This is a genomic window from Micromonospora echinaurantiaca (genome assembly GCF_900090235.1).
Lineage (GTDB): Bacteria > Actinomycetota > Actinomycetes > Mycobacteriales > Micromonosporaceae > Micromonospora > Micromonospora echinaurantiaca.
Window position 1 is genome coordinate 1,891,181 of sequence record NZ_LT607750.1, and the last position, 22,626, is coordinate 1,913,806.

Annotated in this window: 18 protein-coding genes; 12 read left to right on the forward strand and 6 right to left on the reverse strand. The window is 73.8% G+C overall.

Translation table 11 applies throughout. The features are described from left to right. The first annotated feature begins 74 nt into the window (after positions 1 to 74). The 5 genes from GA0070609_RS08630 to GA0070609_RS08650 are packed head-to-tail and all read left to right on the forward strand — an operon-like array spanning position 75 to position 9,078. Positions 75 to 2,033: a TOMM precursor leader peptide-binding protein gene (locus GA0070609_RS08630; RefSeq protein WP_088993327.1), complete on the forward strand. Its 1,959-nt coding sequence runs from the start codon at positions 75 to 77 to the stop codon at positions 2,031 to 2,033. 10 nt (positions 2,034 to 2,043) lie between these two features. After that, positions 2,044 to 3,996, forward strand: a complete 1,953-nt coding sequence (locus GA0070609_RS08635) for a nitroreductase family protein (protein ID WP_088993328.1) — start codon at positions 2,044 to 2,046, stop codon at positions 3,994 to 3,996. A 29-nt stretch (positions 3,997 to 4,025) separates the two neighbouring features. Next, entirely contained in the window at positions 4,026 to 6,803 is a 2,778-nt protein-coding gene (locus tag GA0070609_RS08640; RefSeq protein WP_157748084.1) for a lantibiotic dehydratase, read from the forward strand. Further along, on the forward strand, positions 6,800 to 7,849 hold the full coding sequence (locus tag GA0070609_RS08645; protein WP_088993330.1) for a thiopeptide-type bacteriocin biosynthesis protein: 1,050 nt from the start codon (positions 6,800 to 6,802) through the stop codon (positions 7,847 to 7,849). Before GA0070609_RS08640 ends, GA0070609_RS08645 begins: the two co-directional genes overlap by 4 nt. A gap of 5 nt (positions 7,850 to 7,854) precedes the next feature. Next, entirely contained in the window at positions 7,855 to 9,078 is a 1,224-nt protein-coding gene (locus GA0070609_RS08650) for a M50 family metallopeptidase (protein ID WP_088993331.1), read from the forward strand. A gap of 30 nt (positions 9,079 to 9,108) precedes the next feature. On the opposite strand, the gene GA0070609_RS35015 is transcribed toward GA0070609_RS08650, so the two are convergent. The 6 genes from GA0070609_RS35015 to GA0070609_RS08680 form a co-directional block, all read right to left on the reverse strand. Beyond that, entirely contained in the window at positions 9,109 to 10,152 is a 1,044-nt protein-coding gene (locus tag GA0070609_RS35015) for a T3SS (YopN, CesT) and YbjN peptide-binding chaperone 1 (protein ID WP_088993332.1), read from the reverse strand. Then, positions 10,139 to 10,498, reverse strand: coding sequence for a hypothetical protein (locus tag GA0070609_RS08660; RefSeq protein ID WP_157748086.1), 360 nt, complete (start codon positions 10,496 to 10,498; stop codon positions 10,139 to 10,141). The genes GA0070609_RS35015 and GA0070609_RS08660 overlap by 14 nt, the downstream gene beginning before the upstream one ends. Before the next feature lie 199 nt (positions 10,499 to 10,697). Then, positions 10,698 to 11,690 carry a transporter gene (locus GA0070609_RS08665; RefSeq protein WP_088993334.1) on the reverse strand — a complete coding sequence of 331 codons (993 nt, stop codon included), beginning with the start codon at positions 11,688 to 11,690 and terminating at the stop codon, positions 10,698 to 10,700. After that, positions 11,687 to 12,577, reverse strand: coding sequence for an ABC transporter ATP-binding protein (locus GA0070609_RS08670; RefSeq protein WP_088993335.1), 891 nt, complete (start codon positions 12,575 to 12,577; stop codon positions 11,687 to 11,689). Before GA0070609_RS08670 ends, GA0070609_RS08665 begins: the two co-directional genes overlap by 4 nt. Positions 12,578 to 12,588: 11 nt before the next feature. Next, positions 12,589 to 12,999, reverse strand: coding sequence for a GntR family transcriptional regulator (locus tag GA0070609_RS08675; RefSeq protein WP_088993336.1), 411 nt, complete (start codon positions 12,997 to 12,999; stop codon positions 12,589 to 12,591). Between the two features lie 238 nt (positions 13,000 to 13,237). After that, positions 13,238 to 15,283: a glycosyl hydrolase family 28-related protein gene (locus tag GA0070609_RS08680; RefSeq protein WP_088997586.1), complete on the reverse strand. Its 2,046-nt coding sequence runs from the start codon at positions 15,281 to 15,283 to the stop codon at positions 13,238 to 13,240. A gap of 386 nt (positions 15,284 to 15,669) precedes the next feature. On the opposite strand from GA0070609_RS08680, the gene GA0070609_RS08685 reads away from it, so the two are divergent. The 7 genes from GA0070609_RS08685 (at position 15,670) to GA0070609_RS08715 (ending at position 22,625) form a co-directional block, all read left to right on the forward strand. After that, entirely contained in the window at positions 15,670 to 16,404 is a 735-nt protein-coding gene (locus GA0070609_RS08685; protein WP_231928589.1) for a YqjF family protein, read from the forward strand. A gap of 123 nt (positions 16,405 to 16,527) precedes the next feature. Further along, positions 16,528 to 17,421 (forward strand): alpha/beta hydrolase family protein, encoded by an 894-nt coding sequence (locus GA0070609_RS08690; protein ID WP_088997587.1) that lies wholly within the window; start codon positions 16,528 to 16,530, stop codon positions 17,419 to 17,421. A gap of 263 nt (positions 17,422 to 17,684) precedes the next feature. Beyond that, the gene (locus GA0070609_RS08695) at positions 17,685 to 18,470 is read left to right on the forward strand and encodes an ABC transporter ATP-binding protein (protein WP_088993338.1); all 786 of its coding nucleotides are present in this window, start codon (positions 17,685 to 17,687) and stop codon (positions 18,468 to 18,470) included. 47 nt (positions 18,471 to 18,517) lie between these two features. Continuing rightward, positions 18,518 to 19,240: an ABC transporter ATP-binding protein gene (locus tag GA0070609_RS08700; protein WP_088993339.1), complete on the forward strand. Its 723-nt coding sequence runs from the start codon at positions 18,518 to 18,520 to the stop codon at positions 19,238 to 19,240. A gap of 25 nt (positions 19,241 to 19,265) precedes the next feature. Then, positions 19,266 to 20,144, forward strand: a complete 879-nt coding sequence (locus tag GA0070609_RS08705; protein ID WP_088993340.1) for a branched-chain amino acid ABC transporter permease — start codon at positions 19,266 to 19,268, stop codon at positions 20,142 to 20,144. Further along, the gene (locus GA0070609_RS08710; protein WP_088993341.1) at positions 20,141 to 21,256 is read left to right on the forward strand and encodes a branched-chain amino acid ABC transporter permease; all 1,116 of its coding nucleotides are present in this window, start codon (positions 20,141 to 20,143) and stop codon (positions 21,254 to 21,256) included. Before GA0070609_RS08705 ends, GA0070609_RS08710 begins: the two co-directional genes overlap by 4 nt. Positions 21,257 to 21,338: 82 nt before the next feature. Further along, the gene (locus GA0070609_RS08715; protein ID WP_088993342.1) at positions 21,339 to 22,625 is read left to right on the forward strand and encodes an ABC transporter substrate-binding protein; all 1,287 of its coding nucleotides are present in this window, start codon (positions 21,339 to 21,341) and stop codon (positions 22,623 to 22,625) included. The last annotated feature ends 1 nt before the right edge of the window (position 22,626 follow it).

Genomic DNA, 22,626 nt, shown 5'->3' on the forward strand with positions numbered 1-22,626 from the left:
CCCCGCCGGCGAGCCACGCCGGCGGGGCACCCCGGTCCGCCCCGCAACCGCAGCGAGCCAGACAGGTGAACCGCATGATCGTCGACGTCCGGACCACCTCCACCGGGTGGGACTCCAGCCTCAAACACCTCGGCGAGGCGTTGCACCAGCGACGCCAGGACCTGGCGCCCCGGCCCGCCGGCCCGCCGCGGCTGGACGGGATCACCGTCCGCGTCGCGGCCCTCGGCCTGACCGACCTGCAGCGCGACGACGCCGCCGGGCCGACCGGTGACGTGGTGCCGATCTGGCTGCACGGCGCCACCGCCCTGGTCGGCCCCCGCTGGTCGCCACCGGTGGGCGGGCAGCGGCCGGGCCCGTGCCCGGTCTGCGTGCAGCGCCGCTGGCAGGCCATCCGGCTCCGGGACGAGCGGCACGCCCTGGAACACGGCGCCGCCGTCGGCACCGTGGCGGCGCTGCCGCACCTGACCCCGTTCGCCGTCGACGCGGTCTGGCAACTGCTGCTCGACGCGTGCCGGCCGCAGCCCGGCCGGCCCGGCGTCGGCCGGTTGCGGCAGCTGCGGATGGACACCCTGGAGACGTCGATGGTCGAGGTGCTGGCCGACTCGGAGTGCCCGGCCTGCGCCACCCCGGCGCCGGACACCGCCGAGGCCGCGGTGATCCGGCTGACCAGCCGGCCCAAGCCGGACGTGTCCGCGTACCGGCTGCGGTCGGCCCGGGAGCTGGACCTGCCGGTCGGGGCGCTGGCCAACCCGGTCGCGGGCGCGCTGGGCGGCAACGCGCTGCGCGCCTACAACGCCACCGCCACCGCGCCGGTCACCGGCTACTTCCGGGTCCGCAGCCGCTACGACCTGCACGAGATGTGGTGGAGCGGGCACGCCGACAGCTACGGCGCGAGCGAGACGTACGCGCTGCTGGAGGGGCTGGAGCGGTACGCCGGGCAGTTCCCCCGCGCCCGGCGGACCACTGTCTTCGACAGCTACGCCAACCTGGCGCCGGACGCGCTGGACCCGGCCGGGCTGGGCTACCACCCGGCGTTCTACCACGGCCACGGCCTCTACTACGCCCCGTACTCGCCGACCGAGCCGATGCACTGGGTGTGGGGCTGGTCGCTGCGCGACCGGGCCCCCCGGCTGGTGCCCGAGCAGCTCGTCTACTACCTGGACCGGCGCACCGACCAGCGCAAGTTCGTCCAGGAGTGCTCCAACGGCTGCGCCAGCGGCAGCTGCCCGGAGGAGGCCCTGCTGCACGGCATGCTCGAACTGGTCGAGCGGGACGCCTTTTTGCTCGCCTGGTACGGCTCGGCCCGGCTCGCCGAGATCGACCCGGCCACCTGCCGCGACGAGCGGGTGCACTTCATGCTCGACCGGGTGGACCTGCTCGGGTACGACATCCGGCTCTTCGACACCCGGGCCGACCTGCCGGTCCCGGTGGTCACCGCGGTCGCGGTGAAGCGCGGCGACGGCCTCGGCCAGCTCTGCTTCGCCGCCGGCGCCAGCCTCGACCCCGAGGACGCGGTCCGCGCGGCGGTCTGCGAAACCGCGTCCTACGTGCCCGGCTTCGACGAGCGGGTCGCCGCCAGCGAGCCGGAACTGCGCGAGATGACCCGGGACTACACCAAGGTCACCGAGCTGAGCCACCACGCCCTGCTGTACGGGCTGCCGGAGATGACGCGGCACGCCCGGTTCCTCTTCGACGACCCGCCGCTGCGCTCGATGACCGAGCTGTACGGCGACTGGCTGGCGACCCGGCCGACCCACGACGACCTGCGGGCCGACACGGAGTACCTGTGCGGGCTGATCGCCGGACTGGGCGGCGACGTGGTGGCGGTCGACCAGACCTGCCCCGAGCAGGAGATCGCCGGGGTGCACACGATGGCGGTGGTGGCGCCCGCCCTGGTGCCGATCGACTTCGGTTGGCAGCGGCAGCGGGTGCTCTGGAGCGACCGGCTGGCCCGGCACCTGGCCCGCGGCCCGCAGGGGCCCGACCGGCTCGGCGCGACCGGCCGCAACCCGAACCCGCACCCCTTTCCCTAGGAGCACCGACATGCAGCAGCAGGCGATCGAGGTGGTCCGGGACTACGCCGGGGCGGTGTTCCGCCGGGCCCGGGTGCCGATGGAACCGCTCGACTACGAGGTGGACTGGGTCGACCAGCCGTCCCGGCACACCAGCTACCCCGGCGCGCCCCGGGTGCCGCTGCCGGCCGACCTGCCGGCGCTGCCCACCCTGCGCGAGCTGTTCACCGGGGAGCACCCGCCGCCGCGGGCCGGCTGGTCGCTGCCCCGGCTGGCGACGCTGCTGCGGCTGTCGTACGGGGTGCTCGACCGACGGCTGACGGTCAACTGGAACCAGGACGTCGCCAAGCGGACCCACTTCGAGCACGCCGTGTGGGGCCGGGGCACCGCCTCCGGCGGAGGCATGTATCCGGTGGAGCTCTACCTGGTCAGCGGGGCGTCCGGGCCGCTGCTGCCCGGCGTGTACCACTACCACACCGGCCAGCACGTGCTGGAGCGGCTGCTGCTCGGCGACGTCACCGGCACCGTACGCGGCGCCCTCGACCCCGCCGGCCGCCCTACCGGTGTCGGGGACAGCTTCCTGCTGGCCGCCATCCGGTTCTGGAAGAACTCCTTCAAGTACAACAGCTTCTGCTACCACGTGGTCACCCAGGACCTGGGCGCGCTGCTCGGCTCGTGGGAGCTGCTCGCCGACGCGCTGGGCGTACCGCTGCGCCGGCTGCTCTGCTTCGATCCGGCGCCGCTGGACCGGCTGCTCGGCTTCGACAGCGACCAGGAGGGCGTCTTCGCCGTCGTCCCGATCGAGTGGTCCGCCGACCGTCCGGCCGTCGATCACCCGGCCGCCGGTTACCCGGCCGCCGGTTACCCGGCCGCCGGTCACCCGGCCGCCGACCGCCCGGCCGGCGCCGTCCCGACCTCCCGCCCACCCGGCGAGATGTCGACCGGCGTCGCCCCAACCGATCGCGGTTTCGGGGACGGCCCGAACGGCGGGCCGTCCCCGGACGGGGCCGGGCTGGCAACCGAGCTGCGGGTGCGGTATCCGGCCTTTGAGCGGTCCCGGCAGGTCCGGCGGTTCCCGGCCGTCACCGCGGTGCACGGGGCGGCGGCGATGCCGACCAGGCCCGCCCCGGGCGCGCTCGCCGACGCCGCCCCTCGGCGGTGGCCGGGTGAACCCGTCGCCCTGCCCGAGCCGGCGCTGGCGTCGCTGGACCGTCCGCTGTCGACGGTGCTGGCCAGCCGGTCGAGCAGCTTCGGCCGGTTCCGCCGGCCGCCGGAGCTGACCGCCGCCGAACTCGGCACCACGCTGGCCTTCGCCGCCGCCGGCCGACCCCACCCGGCCGACGCCGACCCGGTCGCACCACCCCCGGCCGGCGCCGATCCGGTCGCGCCACCCCCGGCGGACGCCGCGCCGCTCGGGCCGCGCACCGGCACGGCCGAGCCGCACCCGGCCGGCACCACGGCGTCCGGCCGCGACCCGGGCAACGGTGCGGCGGCCGGGCCCGACCCGGCCGGCGGCACCGGGTCCGGCGGGCCGGCGCTGACCCGGCTCTGGGTCTTCGCCAACCACGTCGACGGCCTCGCCACCGGCAGCTACGCCTACTGCCCCCGCCGGCACGCGCTGCTGCCCGCCGGGGCGGCCCCCGAGGGTGGCATGTCCGCCTTCCTGCAACAGCAGTACTTCCTCACCAACTACACGATGGGGCAGGTGGGCGCGGTGCTGGCCGTCTCCGGCCGGCTGGACGCCGTGCTCGACGCCGTCGGCCCGCGCGGCTACCGGATCCTGAACGCCGAGATCGGCGCCGTGGCGCAGCGGGCGTACTGCGCGGCGACCGCGCAGCGCATCGGCTGCGGCGCCGTCCTGGGCTTCGACAACGTCGCCATGGACGAGGCGCTCGGCCTCACCGGCACCGACGAACGGACGGTGTTGTTCCTGCTGCTCGGGCGGCATCCGGACGCCGTCGCCGACCTGGCGTACCGGCTGTGACGTCCACCCCGCCGACGAAGGGAATCACCGTGACGGTCGCCCTGCCCGCGCCTTCGGCCACCGAGGTGTCCTGGCGGATGCCCGAGGTCTTCATGCTGCGTACCGCCGGCCTGCCGCTGGAGGTCGCCGACCGGCTGGCCTTCGACCGCAGCGCCGCCTGGGCCCGCCGGGTCCTCGACCTGGAGGACCAGCTCCGGGCCACCGGCCGGGAGCTCGCCGACGACCTCCAGGGCGCGGTCGCCCGCAACCTCGACGACGAGCGGCTGCGGCGGCGGCTGATCCGGCTCCGCCGCGACGTCTACAACCTGCGCCGGCCGGACCCCGACGACCCGGCCGGGTGGCCGGTGGAGCCGCTGGGCGAGCCGACCCACCGGGCGTTGGCCGACTGGCTGACGCGGCACGCCGCGTATCGGCGCGAGCTGGCCGGCGGCCCGGCGGTGCTCACCGAGGAGCTGGCCGAACGCCGGGGGCTGCTGCGCGACCTGGCCGACGACCCCGACCTGCGCGGCGGGATCCTGCTCGCCTCCCCGTCGCTGGACCAGTACCTGCCCGGCTACCTGGCGACGCCGGGCCGGCTCGGCAAGCGGGCCCGGCGGGTGGAGCGGTCGTTGCTGGAGTACGCGCTGCGCACCGCCTGCAAGACCAGCCCGTTCAGCCGGCTGACCACCGTCAACGTCGGCACCTTCGGCCCCGGCACCGGGCCGTTGCTCACCGCCGAACCGGTCCCCGGCGCGGCCGCCGACGCGAAACAGGGGGTGGCCCGGCTCAACCTCGCCGCGCTGGGCCGGATCTCCGCCATCGTGCTGGCCGACGAGACGCTCCGCGCCGACCTGCCGGTCACCCTCACCACCGGCTGGCGGATCGAGCGGGGCCGGCTGCGCTACCTGCGCCGGCGCCGGACCGGATCGGAGGACGGCGACGCGGCGGTCACCCTGGAGTCCATCCACGAGTCGCTCTTCGTGCTGCCCACCGGTCGGGTGCTGCACGACATCCTGGCCGCGCTCGCCGGCGGCCGGGTCCGACGGATGGCCGACCTGGTCACCGAGCTGGCCACCGCCGACCGCCCGGCGGCCGAGGTGGAGCAGTACCTGCACCACCTGCTCCGGGTCGGGCTGCTGGTGGTGCCGAACCTGCACCTGGACATCCACGCCGCCGACCCGGTCGACGGCTACCGGCGGGCGCTGCGGCGGATCGGCCGGGACTGGGCGGACCGGCTCGCCGACCGGGTCGGCATGGTCAACCGGCTGGCCACCGGCTACCCGGCCCACGACGTCGCCGGGCGCCGCCAGGTGCTCGCCGACATCCGCCGGGAACTGGCCGCGGCCCACGCCGACCTGGGTCGCTCCGACGTGCCGGCGCCGCGCACCCTGCTCTACGAGGACGCCACCCTGCGTACCCGGAGGCCGGTCACCGCCGCCCGCGGCAGTTGGGAACGGGACGTCCTGCCCGGGCTGCGGGCGCTGGCCCGGATCATGCCGGTCTTCGACATCAACCTGCCCCGCCGGCTGGCCACCAAGGGCTTCTTCCGGGCCCGCTACGGCGTCGGCGGCCGCTGCGACGACCTGCTCACCTTCGCCCACGAGTTCCAGCAGGACTTCTTCGAGCACTACACCGGGCGGATGATGCGCCGGCGTGCCTTCGACGCGGACAACGCCTACGTCCGGCAGGAGAACTGGTTCCGGCAGGACGAGATCACCGCGCTGGACGACGCCCGGATCGAGGTCGCCCGGCGGATCAACGAGGCGTACGGCCGGCTGCCGGCCGGCGCCGAGGAACTGCGCCTCGACGACGCGTTCCTGGCCGACGTCGCCGCGATGGTGCCGGAGAGCCTCGGCACGCTGGACCCCCGGTCCTTCTTCCTCCAACTGGCCGACCAGGGCGACCGGCACCGGGTGGTGGTGAACCGGGTCTACTCCGGAATGACCCTGCTCTTCTCCCGGTTCGCCCACCTCTTCGCCGACGCGGACCTGGCCGGCGCGCTCCGCGCCGAACTGGCCCGGTTGCAACCGCCCGGCGCGGTGCTCGCCGAGCTCAAGGGCGGGTACGACGCCACCAACCTCAACCTGCACCCGGCGGTCACCCCCTACGAGCTGGTCTGCCCCGGCGAGATCAGCTTCCGGCCGGACGCCGAGCAGATCCACATGGACGACCTCAGCGTCGAACACGACCCGGCGAGCGACCGGTTGCTGCTGCGCTCCCGCCGGCTCGACGCCGAGGTGATCCCGGTCTACCTCGGGTTCCTGCTGCCGATGGCGTTGCCGGAGGTGCAGCAGGTGCTGCTCACCTTCGCCTACCTGGGCATGGCGCAGCCGGACCTGTGGGCCGGCACCACCGTGCCGCTGCCGGGGCGGGGCATCGCCGGCTACCCGCGGATCGTGCACGGCGACCTGGTGCTGCAACGGCGGATGTGGAAGCTGCACCCGGACCACCTGCCACCGCCGCGCACCCCGGAGCAGGACGACGCGGACTGGTTCCTGCGCTGGCAGCGGTGGCGGCGCGACAACGGGCTGCCGCGCCGGGTCTTCGCCACCCCGGAGGGGACCCGGCTCGCTCCGGCCGCGGGCGACGAGACCGCGCAGCCCGGGGCGGCCGGCCGGCCGGACCACAAGCCGCTCTACGTCGACTTCGACAGCCACTTCTGCCTGCAGCTGCTGGAGGCGACCGGACGGGCGGCGGGCAGCCGGCTGGTGCTCACCGAGATGCTGCCGGACCGCGACGAGCAGGTGCTCCGCGGGCCCGGCGGCACCCACGTCACCGAACTCACCGTCGAACTCAACGGCGTCCGAGTGGGAAAGGCGGACCGATGACCAGGTATCCCTCGCCGACTGCGCACGGCTGGCTCAGCGTCCACGTCTTCTACGCCAGCAACGCCAACCCGATGCTGGTCGAGGGCGTCCGGCCGCTGGTGGACGAGCTGCGCGCCGAAGGGCTGATCAGCCGCTACTTCTTCATCAAGTACTGGATGGAGGGCCCGCACGTCCGGCTGCGGGTGCTGCCCGCCCCGGGCGTCGACCCGGCGGTGGTCCGGGCGCGGGTGGACGCCGCGATCGACGCGTTCCTGCGCCGCCGTCCCGCGCTCTACGAGGTGGACAGCGACGGGCTCGGCGACCTGTACAAGCAGATGTACCTCGCCGAGTACGGCCGGCAGCGGTGGGACGAGGAGTACGGGCCGGACGGCGTGATGCCGATGCGGGCGAACAACAGCCGGCACCACATCCCGTACGAGCGCGAGTACGGCCGCTACGGCGGACCGGTTGGCATCGATCTCGCCGAGTGGCACTTCGAGCACTCCAGTGACGTGGTGCTGGACCTGCTCGCCACCACCAACGTGCACGTCCGCCCGGTGCTGCTCGGCCTCTCCGCCCAGCTGACCATGATGATGTGCGCGGTCTTCCTCGCCGACGACCGGCGGATCGCCGGGTTCCTCGACGAGTATCGCCGGTTCTGGGAGGTCGCCTACGCCGAGCCGAGCGACGACTACCACGACAGCTTCGACACCAGCTACCGGCGGATGGACGACGCGCTGCGGGCCCGGCTGGCCGACATCCGGGCGGCCGCCCGCCAGGCCGCCGACGTACGCCCCGCCGGGGTGGAGGGCCGCTGGTCGGCGCACTGCCGCGAGCTGCGGGACCGGGTCGTGGCCGCGGCCGAGCGGGGTGACCTGGTGTTCCAGCGCGGCGCCGGCGAGCCCACCGTGGTGCGCGACCTCGACGCCGCGCTGCCCATCCTGCTCAGCTCGTACGTGCACATGACCAACAACCGGCTCGGGGTGAGCATCCTCGACGAGATCTACCTGTCGTACCTGATGCGGACCGCACTGCTGGACGACCTCGCCCCGGCGGCCCCGCGATGACTACCGTGGACGCGACCTGGGTCCGACCCCGGCTGCGGGCCGGGATCGTGCTCGGACCCGGCCAGTGGCGTGACGGGAAGCTCGTCCACCACGTCAAGGACCCGGAGACCGGCTGGTTCTACCGGATCGGGCCGCGCGAGCACTTCCTGCTGTCCCGGATGGACGGCACCCGGACGCTGGACGACCTCGCCGCCGAGTACGCCACCAGCTACCGGCGCCGGCTCGGGCCGGAGAACTGGCAGCAGCTCTTCGGCATGCTGCACCAGCGGCAACTGCTGGACGGCGCCACCGATCCGCAGGCGCTCGCCCGGCTGACCGCCACGGCCGCCGAGAACGCGACGCGCACCCGACGCGGGCCGCTGTCCGCCCGGTTCCCGCTGTTCGACCCGGAACGGCTCTTCACCCGGCTGCTGCCCGCGATGTCGCCGCTGTTCAGCTGGTGGTTCGTCGTCCCGGCGCTGCTGGCGGTGCTGGCCGTCGCCGGGTACGTGGTGGTGTGCCTGCCCGAGATGCTCGCCGGGGTCGGGCGGGGCGGTAGGCCGCTCGCCGCGGTGCTGGCCGCCGTGGTGATCACCTGGGCGGTGGTCTTCCTGCACGAGTGCGCGCACGGGCTGACCTGCCGGCACTTCGGCGGGCGGGTCACCGAGATCGGCGTGATGTGGCGGTTCCCGATGCTGGCCCCGTACTGCAAGGTCGACGACATCGTGCTGTTCACCCCGCGCCGGCGGGTGGCCACCGCGTTCGCCGGCGTCTTCGTCAGCATGCTGGCCCTGGTGCCGTTCGCCGTGCTGCACGGCTGGGGCCCGGCCACCGGCGGGCTGCACGACCTGGCCGGCGCGATGCTGCTCTTCGGCACCGCCACCGCCGCGATCAACCTGGTGCCGTTCCTGCGGCTGGACGGCTACCACATGCTCGGCCACGCGCTGAACCTGGCGGACCTGCGGGGAGACAGCTACCGGTTCTACGGCCGGCTGCTGCGCCAGGGCGCCGGAGCGGTACGCGGCTACCGACCGCGGGACCGGGCCGCGTACGCCCTCTACGGCCTGGCCTCGGCGGTGTTCGCGGTGACCGTGCTGACGCTACTGGTGCGCTACTGGTACGACGCGTTGCACGGCTGGGTCGGCGCCGGCTGGGCGGTCACCATCCTGGTCGCCGAGGCGGTGCTGGTGGCGGCGCTGCTCGCCCGCTTCACCGCCCGCCGCCCGACCGCGACGACCGGGACCGGCTGACCGGCCGCCCCGGTTCGGCGGCCGGCCGGCTTACTCGTCGGCGCCGGCCCGCTGCCGCAGCAGGGCGATCGCCTCGTCCACCCGGCCGTGTTCGGTGAGCAGCGTCAGCAGCAGCGGCAGCGACCGCCAGTCGTCGTCGGCGACCGCCTGCCGCAGCAGGCTCATCGCCTCGTCGTGCCGGCCCTGACCGGCGAGCAGCGCGGCCAGTTCGTGCCGGGCCCGGGGTTCGCCCTGGTCGGCGGCGATCCGCCAGTAACGCTCCGCCTCGTCGTCCCGGCCCCGGGCGGCCAGCAGCGCGGCGAGCCGGGAAGCGGCGTGCCAGTCGCCGTGCTCGGCGCGCAGCCGCAGCTCCTCGGTGCGGCCCCGGTCGGCCAGCAGGTCGACCAGCACACTGCCCGCGCCGGTCGCGCCGGTCTCCCCGGAGGCGGCCAGATCGCGCAGGTAGCCGGTCGGATCGGGGACCGCGACCAGCCCGGACGCCTCGGGGCCGAAGAAGCGGCTGCCGCCGAACTCCTGCCGGAGCTGGTCGTCCAGGTCGTCGGCGAGCTCGATCATCGCGCGCAGCGCCAGCAGCAGCTGAGTGGGTTGGAACTCCTGCCCGAACACCGGGATGGAGGCCCAGACCGTGTCGCCGGTGCAGTAGACCCGGCCGATCACCAGGCCGTTGGTGAGGTCGGACAGTCGCTGGTAGAGGGTCTCGGTGGCGTCGACGCCGGTGAGCAGCGGCGAGAAGACGTCCACCAGCGGCGGGTCCTCCTGGGTACGTACGAAGATCATGGCGGAGCCGGCCCGGATGCCGACGTCGCCGTCGGAGTCCACCCGCAGCTGGTCGGCGGTGGTGCCGAGGATGCCGGCCAGCACCTCCCGGACCCGCTGGGTCAGCTTGCCGTCGTGGTAGCGGTCGGCCAGCGGCGGGACCGGCCCGGAGCCCGGCCGCAGACCGGCCACCGGACGGGCCGCGAGCGCGGCGGCGAACCGGGTCCGGGTGGGCGGCGGGACGGTGGTGGCGGTGGTGGCCGGCCGGGCGGCCAGGGCGTCGGCGAGCCGGCGCAGGAAGCTGTCACGCGGCGTCATCGTGGCTGCCGTTCGGGCCGTCGCCGCTCGGGTCGGCGGGGCGGTCCGCCACCCGGAACTGGTCGAACATCTTGGCGATCACCAGCGGCGCGGCCACCCCGAAGGTGAAGCTGGCGAAGGCGGTGGTGGCCAGGCCGCCGGCGCCGGCCGCGGCGGCCAGCCCGGTGCCGGCCACCATCCGCAGCAGGACGGCGAAGAGCACGATCGGCCGGTCCTGCGGATCCCGCCACGGCCACTGCCACCGGTGCCCCGACTCGGTGGTCGGGCGCATCATCCCGTAGAGGTTCAGCGCCTCCGCCACCGCGCTGCCGACCAGTCCCCACATCGCGGCCATCCATAGAGACACATCCCTACCCTACTGATCGCCGAACCGGCTCCCGCACCAGCCCTCGGCGCGGGGGTGCCGGGCGTGCCCGGTTGGTAGCGCCGACTCCGACGGTAGGCAGCCGGGGCAACCGGCCCGGGGGAGGGGCGACGCCGCCGGTGCCGGGCCGACGCTGACCGCCAGGCGGGACGCCCGGCGGTCACCGTCCGTCGTCCGTCGGTCAGGCGATCCGCCGGATCCGGCGTACCGCGAGCAGCAGCAGGAGCGCGGCGAGCGCGACGAAGATGCCCGTCTCGATGTACTGGAACGCCCAGTACCGGTCCGCCGGCTGGTAGAGCTGCCAGTTGTAGGCGCCCGGCTCGAGGCCGAGTTCCGCCCCGCAGCGCCCACCGCTCGGCCCGGTTGCGCCGGGCGGGCAGGCGATCTGGGCGTTGGCCATCACCATGGTGCCCTCGGCGTCGCGGATGCCGTTGGCGAGGATCCAGTCGCCGTGGGCCTGGTGCGGCATCGGGCTGTCGCTTTCCACGGGGAAGGTACGCGTCCGCGCCGCGATGTAACGCGGCCGGGCGAACTCCGCCAAGGCGACGCGCAGGCCGATGAAGCCGGCCAGGGTGGCCCCCATGGCCGGCAGCATCCGCGGCCACAGCGTGCCGGCGAAGATCCCGAGCGCGACCGCGAGCACGGTGTAGCCGACCGGAACCAGCCCCTGCATGTCGAAGAGGAAGGGGTCGAGGCGGCCCTGCCGCTCCGCCTGGAGCAACGGGGTGAGCCACCAGGACATGCCCAGCCCGTAGCCGGCGGCCGCGACGATCGCGCCCGCCCCGACCAGCCCGAACTTGACAGCGGCCCAGCGGCGCCGGCTGACCCCCTGGGTCCACACCAGCCGGTGGGTGCCGTGCTCCACCTCCCCGGCGACCAGCGGGGCACCCCAGAACAGGCCGACCAGCAGCGGCAGGACGAGGAACAGCACGCCCACCAGGTTCAACGTGTCGTACTGGTTGCTGAACTGGTCGAACGCACGGTTGCAGGTCTCCACCACGCCCGGCGCCAGCTCGGAGCGGGCCAGTTGGCGGACGCACTCCGGACCGCCGAGGTCGGCGAACCGGTTCCGCATGGCGAGGCCGGTGGGGACCAGCACGGCGGCGAGCGCCGCCAGGCCGGCGAGGGTGAACAGCGCCTGCCGGCGGTGTTGGCGCCAGGTCAGCCAGATCATGCCGGCACCTCCCACTCGGCGTGGCTTGCCCCCGCGTCGCCTTCGGCGAGGTAGCTGAGGATGACGTCCTCCAGGGACACCTCGCGGACGGTCCAGTTCGGGTCGACGACCGCTCCGTCGGTACGCACCAGGAGGGTGGACTGGCGGTCGGTGTGGCTGGCTCGGACCACTGCCGCCACGCCGGGGATCGGCTCGCCACCGTGCCGCGGCCCGATCAGCTGCCGGTGCTCGGCGACCAGGTCCTCGACGGCGCCGATCAGCCGGGCCTGGGCGGCGTGCAGCACGATCAGGTAGTCGCAGACGCGTTCCAGGTCGGCGAGCAGGTGCGAGGAGAGCAGCACCGTGGTGCCGGCGTCGGCGACGCTGCCCATCAAGGACTGGAGGAACTCCCGCCGGGCGAGTGGGTCGAGGCTGGCCACCGGCTCGTCGAGCAGCAGCAGCCGGGGGCGCTTGGCCAGCGCGATGGCGAGCGCCACCTGGGCCCGCTGGCCACCGGAGAGCTGCCCGACCGGCTTGCGGGGCGGAATGCCCAGTTCGGCGAGGCGGTTGCGGGCGAGCGCCCCGTCCCAGCGCCGGTTCAGCTTGGCGCCCAGGGTGAGCAACTCGGCCGCGGTGAAGTCCGGGTAGAGCGGGGTGTCCTGCGCGACGAACCCGATCTCGGACAGGACGGCGGTGTTGCCGTACGGTGCCTCGCCGAAGATCCGCACCGCACCGGCGTCGGGCCGCAGCAGGCCCACCGCCAGGTGTAGCAGGGTGCTCTTGCCCGCGCCGTTCGGCCCGACCAGGGCGGCGATGCGGCCGGCGGGCAGCTGCAGCGTGCAGTCCTGTAGCGCCCACTTGTTTCTATATCGCTTACCGAGCTGGTCGGTCTCCAGCACGACGTCCATCCGGACTCCTCTCATCTGCTCACGCTTGCCTGTGGCGGCTCGGCCGGGAGGGTGGCCCGGATCGTCGTCTCCACCAGGGCGGTGATGTCCTCGTGGCCGAGCCCGGCGGCCCGCGCGCGGTGCAGCCAGGCCACCAGGTCGCCGCGGAGCTCGGCCTGGTGCGGCAGTGAATCGCCGGCGAGGGTGCGCCGGACGAACGTGCCCAACCCGGGGCGACCCTCCACCAGGCCCTCGATCTCCAGCTCCCGGTACGCCTTCAACACCGTGTTCGGGTTGATCGCCAGGGACTGCGCGACGTCACGGACCTTCGGCAGTTGGTCACCAGGGGCGAGCAGGCCGACCCGCAGCGCCTGCTTCACCTGCTGCACCAGCTGCACGTAGGTGTTCACCTTGGACCGGCCGTCCAGCACGAACTCGATCACCCGGAACGATCCCTCCTATTGTCCTACGTCAGTAAGACTATAGGACAGACGGATCGGCGAACAGCCCGGAATTCGTGGTGTGTTCGAAAGTGGAGTCAGCGCGGACGACGCCCGGACGCGCGGCGGCACCCGTGATCGCCGCGACCGGCCGGCGACAGCGAACGCTAAACCGGCTGATCGCCGCGGCCGAACGGGTGGGGTCCGGGCAACCGACGGGGATGCCCGGACCCCACCCGGCTCACCACCGTGCCGGTGGCGGCGGGGGTACGACCGGCGGCCGGTCGTCGCAGGTGATGGTGTTCGGCAGCTGCCAGGGAGCGAGCCAGCCGCCGTCGTTGCCGCCGAGGTCGGTGAGGGAGAACTCGGAACCCGCCGGGGTGAAGTGGAACGAGCCGCAGTTGTTCACGCCGACGGCGCCCACGTGCCGCGCGTCGACGTTCTGGAACGACGCCGAGCCCGCGGTCCGGGCGCTCACCACCGAGGTGCCGGCGCCGTCCACCCGGATGTCCCGGAAGTGCACGTCGCTGATCGAGTGGAGGTCCTTCACCGCCCACTCGCTGACCAGCATGATCGCGTTGTAGGTGTTGTCGAGGTACGCGTCCCCGACCACCTCGATCCGCGCGTCGATGCTGCGGTCCAGCGCGTAGAGCCAGATCGCGCCGAGGCCGATCTTCCAGTTCAGCTCGTACGTGCCGGCGCGGACGGTGGTGTTGTCCCGGATCCGGACGTACCCGGTGAACGGTTCCGCGCCGAACCGGGAACCGAGCTGGATGGCGCTGCCCTCGCGGACCGGGTCGGCGATCAGGTTGCCGGAGACGGTGTTGTCGGCGCCGCCGTAGAGGGCGATGCCGTTGGCGAGCACCGGCGACTGCACGGTGTTGTTGGCGAACGTGTTGCGGGCGTTCGCCGTCGACTCCGACCACATGGCCAGGCCGTCGTCGCCGGTGTTGCGGACGAAGTTGTGCGCGACCAGCGAGTCGGTGACGCCGGTGTGGAAGTTCAGCGCGTCCGCGATCTGGTCGACGATGATGTTGTTGGTGATCCGCACGTTGCGCATCGGCCCGTCGAACCACATGCCCACCTTGGTGTGCCGCAGATACAGGCCGTCGATGGTGGAGTCGCTGAGGGCGCCGCCGATCCCGTTGACCTGGTCGGTGTCGATGCGCTCCCGGACGTCGCCCTCGATAGCGAACCCGGAGAGGTGCACGTTCCGGCTGCCGCCGTCGGCGGCGGCCCGGCCGTAGAAGCCGACTCCGGTGTGCACCGAGCCGTCCGGCGCCGGGGTGGGCAGGGCCACCTCGCGGCCCTTGATGACCGTGTACCAGTTGCCGGCGCCCTCGATGGTCACGTCGTCGACGAGGATGTGCCGGTTGACCTGGTAGGTGCCGGGTGGGAGGTAGACGGGCAGCCCGGTGCGCCGGGCGAAGGCGATGGCCCGCTCGATGGCCGGGGCGGCGTCCCGGCGGCCGGTCGGGTCGGCGCCGAAGGCCAGCACGTTCGCCGCCGCCAGCCGCACCCGCGGCGGGCCTACCAGTTCGGAGTCGAGCAGGTCGATGACGGTCCACGCGGCGTTGCTGCCGGCGGGGACGGTGAGCCGGATCCGGTCGCCCGCCCGGTAGGTCCGGCCGAGCGGCAGGCGCTGCTCGTCGTAGAAGTGGCTGGGGCGGAACGGCTTGGCGATGCTCGGGAACGGGGTGGTCGCGGCCGGCACGCAGGAGCACTCCGTGATCCACCAGTCGGGGTGCAGCAGGTCGGCCTGCGGGTCGTTGGTGAACGGGTACTGGTTGTACAGCCAGGCGTACTGCGAGGTGAGGGTCATGGTGCGGACCCGCTTGCGGTTCACCGCCACGTCCAGCGGCGCGGTGATGCCGCCGCCCTCGGGCGCGTCCGGGATGCTGTAGCGCACGGTGATCGCGTTGGCCGCGGCGGGCAGCACGAACTCCACGTGCTGGCCGGGGGTCAGCCGCACCGCCCGCCGGCCGGACGCCTCCGACGGCAGCGTGTAGGCCGTCCGGTCGGGACCGATGACCTCGCCGTCGGTGTACGCGTTCTCCGCCTCCTGCTCGAGGAAGTCGACCCGGGCGCCCCGGCCGGCGACCAGCGCCGGGTCGAGGGCGGCCCGGGTCACGACCGGGCGTTGGCCGGAGCGGCCGGCCGGGTCGGCGGCGGAGGAGGCGGGCGCGCCGGCCAGCACGCCGACGGCGAGCGCCACCGCGGTGGCGGACGCCACGGTCCGCGCGGGCCGGCGCCGCCGCAGCGACCGCGGCGGACCTGGTCGGAGCATCGGCGAGCCGATTCTGTCGGTGCGGGCGGAAGCCGGCGGGACGGAACCGATCAGCTTGCGGCGGGAGAGCGCCATGACAACCGCCCCTTCACCAGGCCGGCGAGAATTGACGGCCATCATGCCAGCGCCGGACACCGTCACGCAATAGACCGATCAACGAACGAAAAAACATGTGTCTACATTGCAAGAAACGGTTGGCTGGTGGAGTTGCGAGGTCGGGTGGTGGCGGCGGGCACGAGGGCTTCCGCTGGATCCGATCGGGACCTGAGTGCCTCGGCCGGCTGGCCTCAGCGCGCACCGAACCGGGCCGGACCTCGGGCGCCGATCGTCGGTGCACCGGTGCACCGGTGCCGCGGTGGCTCGCCGGCACGGGCCACAATGGCCGGGTGGATCCGGAGGAGGTGACGGCCGAGGCGGTCCGGCCGCTGCGCCGGCCGGTGCTGGTGCAGCGCTGGGAGGATCTGGCCTTCCTGCACTGGCCGGTGGACCCGGCGGTGGTGGCGCCGCTGCTGCCGGCCGGCACCCGACCGGACGTCGTCGACGGGCGCACGTACGTCGGCCTGATCGGGTTCCGGATGGTCGGGCTCGGCCTGTTCGCCGGCCCGGGCCTGCCCTACCTGGGCACCTTCTGCGAGACCAACGTGCGGCTGTACAGCGTGGACGTCGCCGGCCGGCGGGCCGTGGTGTTCCGGTCCCTGGACGCGTCCCGGCTGCTGCCCGTGCTGGTCGCCCGGGCCAGCCTGCGACTGCCGTACCTGTGGTCGCGGATGCGCCTGCGCCGCGACGGCGACGTGCTGACCTACACCAGCCGCCGCCGCTGGCCGGGGCCGCGCGGCGCGGCCACCGCGTTCAGCGTCCGGGTGGGTGCGGCGATCGCCGAGCCGACGCCGCTGGAGCACTTCCTCACCGCACGCTGGGGGCTGCACACCCGGGCGTACGGGCGCACGCTGCACCTGCCCAACGTGCATCCCCGGTGGCCGCTGCACCGCGCGGAACTGGTGCGCCTCGACGACGGGCTGGTCCGCGCCGCCGGCCTGCCCGACCCCGGGGCGGCGCCGGTCAGCGTGCTCTACTCGCCGGGCGTCCCGGTGCGGTTCGGCAGCCCCGCCGTCGTCCGCTGACCGCGCCCTCCCGGGTCCGCCGCAAATCGAGCGCCGGGACTGGTGATTTCACCGATGCGGACGGCCACCGGCGCGCCGAAGACTGACTGACGTCGATATCCCCGACCTCAGGGAGTGCCCGACGTGTCCGCACCGACCACCACCCGTACCCGTCCCCTCGCTCGCGTCACCCGGCTGGCCGTGGCCACCGTCCTGGCCGCCGCCGGTGTGCTCGCGGCGGCTCCGGCGCAGGCCGCCGACAACCCGTACGAGCGCGGCCCCGCACCGACCGCCGCGCTGCTGGAAGCCAGCCGCGGCCCCTTCGCCACCGCCTCGCAGAGCGTCTCCTCGCTCAGCGTCTCCGGCTTCGGCGGGGGAGTGATCTACTACCCGACCAGTACCAGCGAGGGCACCTTCGGCGCCATCGCCATCTCGCCCGGCTACACCGCCGCCTGGTCCAGCATCAGCTGGCTCGGCCCGCGGATCGCCTCGCACGGTTTCGTGGTGATCGGCATCGAGACCAACAGCCGGCTCGACCAGCCGGACAGCCGCGGCCGGCAACTGCTCGCCGCGCTCGACTACCTGGTGCAGCGCAGCTCGGTGCGGGGCCGGATCGACGGCACCCGGCTCGCCGTCGCCGGTCACTCGATGGGCGGCGGTGGCAGCCTGGAAGCCGCCGTCTCCCGGCCCGCCCTGCAGGCCGCCGTGCCGATCGCACCGTGGAACCTGGACAAGACCTGGTCGGACGTCCGGGTGCCGACGCTGATCATCGGCGGGGAGAGCGACAGCATCGCGCCGGTCTCCTCACACTCGGTGCCGTTCTACAACAGCATCCCGGCGTCCTCGGAGAAGGCGTACCTGGAGTTGAACGGGGCGAGCCACTTCTTCCCGCAGACGGTCAACACGCCCACCGGCCGGCAGATGGTGGCCTGGTTGAAGCGGTTCGTCGACAACGACACCCGCTACGAGCCGTTCCTCTGCCCGGGCCCGAGCGGCTTCGAGATCGAGGAGTACCGCAACACCTGCCCGAGCGCCTGACCCGCCTCGGGACAGCCGCCCACGCGCAGCAACCCCGGCCCGTCGCCGCCGTACCGCGGCGGCGGGTCGGCGTCGCATCTGGAGTGCAGAATGCTCTGCCGCCTGCGAGCCGGCGGCTTGCGTCCGTGACGGCGACGATCCAGGCGCATCGGGGGCTATCGCCGTTCGGATACCGGCGGTGGGCATCGAAGGTATTGACGCGAGACTCGAGAAACGTACACTCCCAGTGTAAATAACGCCCCGCCGGAGCGAGGGATGGGTCAATGGAGCAAGGGCTCGCGCTGCACCACATCGGGGTGCGTTTCGGCGGCCTCACCGCCCTCGACGACGTCTCGCTGCGGGTGCCCCCCGGCCGGGTGGTCGGCGTGATCGGCCCCAACGGAGCCGGCAAGACCACCCTGTTCAATGTGGTCTGCGGCTTCGTCCCGCCGGACACCGGCACGATCACCCTCGACGGCCGGCCGCTGCGGCCCCAGCCGCACCGGCTGACCCGGCTCGGCATCGCCCGCACGTTGCAGGGCACCGGGCTCTTCGCCGGGCTCACCGTGCTGGAGAACGTGATGGCCGGCGCCACCCACACCGCCCGCGCCGGTTTCCTCTCCGCGCTGCTCGGCCTGCCGCGCAGCGACCGGGACGAGCGCCGGCTGCGCCGGCACGCCCTGGACGTGCTCGACAGCCTGGGCATCGCCGGGCACGCCGACGCCGCGCCGGGCACCCTGCCGTTCGCCGTACGCCAGCGGGTCGCGTTGGCCCGGGCGATGGCCGCGCGGCCCCGGCTGCTGCTGCTGGACGAGCCGGCCGGCGGGCTCGGCGGCGACGACATCGCCGAGCTGGCGGAGCTGGTCCGGCAGCTGCCCCGGCGGGACACCGACCTCTGCGCGGTGCTGCTGGTGGAGCACCACATGGACCTCGTGATGTCGGTCTGCGACGAGATCGTGGTGCTCGACTTCGGCCGGGTCATCGCCGCCGGCACGCCAGACGAGATCCGCGACGACCCGGCCGTCACCGACGCCTACCTCGGTGCCGCCGTCGACGAGGCGGCCGCATGAAGCGAGCGGAGCGAGCGGATCAGCAGGCTCAGCACGGTGGTGCCGGCATGAGTGGCGAGGACCTGCTGGTGGTGCGCGGGCTGGTGGCCGGCTACGGCGCCGCGCCGGTGCTGCACGGGGTCGACCTCACCGTGCCGGCGGGCACCATCGCCGCGGTGGTGGGGGCGAACGGGGCGGGCAAGACCACCCTGCTGCGCGCCCTCTCCGGCATGCTGCGCCCGCTCGCCGGTCGGGTCGCGCTGGCCGGCGACGACCTGCGCGGCGTACCGGTGGAACAGCTGGTCCGGCGCGGCATGGCGCACGTGCCGGAGGGACGGGGCGTGGTCGGCGAGCTCACGGTGGACGAGAACCTGCGGCTCGGCGGGTTGTGGCGGCGCGACCGGGCCGACGCGACGCGCGCCCTGGACGAGGTGTACCAGCTGTTCGAGCCGCTGGCCCGGCGCCGGCGGCACCTCGGCCACCAGCTCTCCGGCGGCGAACGGCAGATGCTCGCCCTCGGCCGGGCGCTCGTCGGGCGACCCCGGCTGCTGCTGCTCGACGAGCCGTCCCTCGGCCTGGCGCCGCGGGTGGTCGCCCAGACCATGGCCCTGCTGCGCCAGTTGCGCGACCGCACCGGGCTGACCGTGCTGCTGGTCGAGCAGAACGTGCGCAGCGCGCTGTCGGTCGCCGACCAGGGCGTGGTGATGGCGCTGGGCCGGGTGGTCAGCACCGCGCCGGCCGCCCGGCTGCGCGACGACGACGACCTGCGCCACGCCTACCTCGGTTTCTGACCACCTCGTCCCCGCGGGAGGACTGTTGGACCGCTTCGTCTTCCTCACCCTCGACGGCCTGTCCCGGGGTGCGGTCTACGCCGCGTTCGCGCTGGCCCTGGTGCTCATCTGGCGGGCCGCCCGGATCGTCAACTTCGCCCAGGGCGCGATGGCCGTGGCCACCGCGTACGTCGCCTACAGCGTGTCGGCCGCGACCGGCTCGTACTGGCTGGGTTTCCTGGCCGCGTTGGTCGCCGGGCTGCTGCTCGGCGCCGCGGTCGACCTGGCGGTGATGCGCTTCGTCGACCACCGGTCCCCGCTCAACCCGGTGATCGTCGCGCTCGGCCTGGTGCTGCTGATCCAGGCGGTCCTCGGCATGGTCTACGGCAACGAGTTCCTGCCCGCCGAGGCGCCGTTCTCCCGGTCCGCGCTGACCGTGGCCGGGATCGCCGTGCTCTCCCCGTACGACCTGTTCGCGTTCGCGGCGGTCGGGGTGGTGGTGGTCGGGCTGGCCTGGATCTTCACCCGCACCGCAGTCGGGTTGCGGATGCGCGCCGCGGCGTTCGCCCCCGAGGTGTCCCGGCTGCTCGGGGTCAACGTCGGCGGCATGCTCACCCTCGGCTGGGCGCTCGCCTCCGGGGTGGGCGCGCTGGCCGGCATGCTGGTCATCCCCACCGAGCTGGGCCTGCACCCGCACGCGATGGACCTGGTCTTCGTCTCGGCGTTCACCGCCGCCGTGGTGGGCGGGCTGGACAGTCCACCGGGGGCGGTGGTCGGCGGGCTCGCGGTGGGCCTGCTGCTTTCCTATGTCAGCGGCTACGCCGGCAGCGACCTCACCCCGCTGGCGGTGCTCGTGCTGCTGCTGGCGGTGCTGCTGGTCCGTCCCGGCGGGCTGTTCGCCCCGGTCGCCGCGAGGCGGGTGTGAGCGCCACCCGGGCGGCCACGCCGCCGCGCATCCCGGCGCCGGAGGTCGGCACCCGCCCGGCTGGTACGCACCGCGTCCCGACCCTGCTGCGCCATCTCGGCGTCGCGCTGGTCGCCGCGCTCCTGCTGGTGGTGGTCAGCTACGGCCTGGATCCGTTCCGCAACTTCCAGTTCGCGACCGTGGCGGCCTACCTCTGCGCCACCGCCGGGCTGACCGTGCTGACCGGGCTCAACGGGCAGCTCTCGCTGGGGCACGGCGCGCTGATGGCCACCGGCGCGTACACGGTGGCCTTCTGTCAGACCGCGTTCCTCGACGCCGGGCTCACCGGCGGCTGGTGGCTGGCCGTCTCGCTGGTCGCGGCGGTGCTGGCCGCGCTGGCGGTCGGCGCCGTGGTCGGGGCGGCCGCGGCCCGGTTGCGCGGCCCGTACCTGGCCGGGGTGACGTTGGCCGTCGCGGTGGTGGTGCCGGCGTTGACCGTCACCTTCGACGGCCTCTTCAACGGCGAGCAGGGGCTGTCGGTGCCGGTGGAGCCGCCGCCGGCCGCGCTCGGTGCGTACTTCCCCTACGAGCGCTGGCAGCTCTGGGTCGCCGCGGCGGCCACCCTGCTCGCCCTGGTGCTGCTGGCCAACCTGGTCCGCAGCCGGTACGGCCGGACCTTCCGCGCGGTGCGCGACGACGAGGTCGCCGCCCGCCTCGCCGGCATCCACGTGGCCCGCACCCAGGTGCTCGCCTTCGTGGTCAGCGCGGCCGGCGCCGGGCTCGGCGGCGCGCTGCTGGCCGTGCTCGCGCAGAGCGTCTCGCCCGGGGCGTTCTCGCTGACCCTGTCGCTCTTCCTGCTGATGGCGGTCGTCATCGGCGGCCTGGGCAGCCTCGCCGGCGCGCTCTGGGGCGCCGTCCTGCTGGTGGTCCTGCCCGACCTCACGCACAGCCTGACCGAGCAGCTCACCCTCTCCCCAGCCGTGGCGCAGCGGATGGAGGGCAACCTTCCGCTGGCCATCTTCGGGATCACCCTGATCGTCGTCATGATCGCCGCGCCCGGCGGTGTGCAGGGCCTGCTGGCCCGCCTCGGCCGGGCGGTGGCCGCCCGGCTGCCGGGCCGCCGGCGGTCCTGAACCGACCCGGGCCCCCGTCCGCACTCCGCTCCACCCCGCCACCCGCCAACCAGAACCGGACCGAGGAAAGGTCGGTGTCCCCATGCCACCCTCGACACGACGTGCTCTCGCGATCGCCACCGCCATCACCCTGCTCGCCACCTCCGCCGCGTGCAGCGGCGACGGCGGCGGGTCGTCGGGACGCGGGCCGGTGCCCGGCGTCACCGACGCCGAGATCGTGGTCGGCACCCACATGCCGCTGACCGGCCCGGCCTCGGCCGGCTACTCCAAGATCGCGCCGGCCACCAAGGCGTACTTCGACTACGTGAACGCCAACGGCGGCGTGCACGGCCGGAAGATCACCTACAAGATCATGGACGACGGCTACAACCCGGCGAACACCCAGCAGGTGGTCCGCCAACTGGTCCTGCAGGACAAGGTCTTCGCGGTGCTCAACGGGCTCGGTACGCCGACCCACACCGGCGTGCTCGACTTCCTCAAGAGCAACCGGGTGCCGGACCTCTTCGTCGCCTCCGGCAGCCGCAGCTGGGACCAGCCGGACAAGTATCCGGGCACCTTCGGGTTCAACCCGGACTACACGGTGGAGGGCAAGATCCTGGCCAACCACGTGAAGACCGCGCTGCCCGGCAAGAAGGTCTGCTTCCTGGGCCAGGACGACGACTTCGGCCGGGACAGCCTGGCCGGGGTGGAGCAGGTGCTCGGCGCCGGCGCGGTGGTGGCCAAGCAGACGTACGTCACCAGCAACACCAACGTGGCGCCGCAGGTCGGCGCGTTCAAGGCCGCCGGCTGCGAGGTGGTCGTGCTGGCCACCGTGCCCGGCTTCACCGCCCTCGCCGTCGGCACCGCGGCCCGGCTGGGCTTCAAGCCGCAGTGGCTGGTCTCCAACGTCGGCGCCGACCACCCCACCCTGGCCAAGCAGCTCGGTGACGCCGCGCCGCTGCTGGAGGGCATGATCGGCGTCAACTACCTGCCCATGCAGAACGACACGGCGAACCCGTGGATCCAGCTGTTCAGCAAGGTGAACAAGGAGCACAACGGGGACGCGCCGTTCGACGGCAACACCGTCTACGGGATGGCCGTCGGCTACCTCTTCGTGCAGGTGCTCCAGGCCGCCGGCAAGGACCTCACCCGGGAGTCGGTGCTGGCGGCGGTCAGCAGGGGCGGCTACCAGGGCCCGGGGCTGGCGCCGCTGCGCTTCAGCGACACCGACCACTCCGGCTACGGCGGCGAGCGGCTGACCCGGGTCAGCGGCGGCGTGCAGGCGTACTTCGGGCCGGCGTACGAGACGGACGAGGGTGACGGCCCGGTGCGGGAGTACGCCGTCGCCCCGGTTGCCCCGCCGGCCAACGGGATCCCCGCCGCCTCCTGAG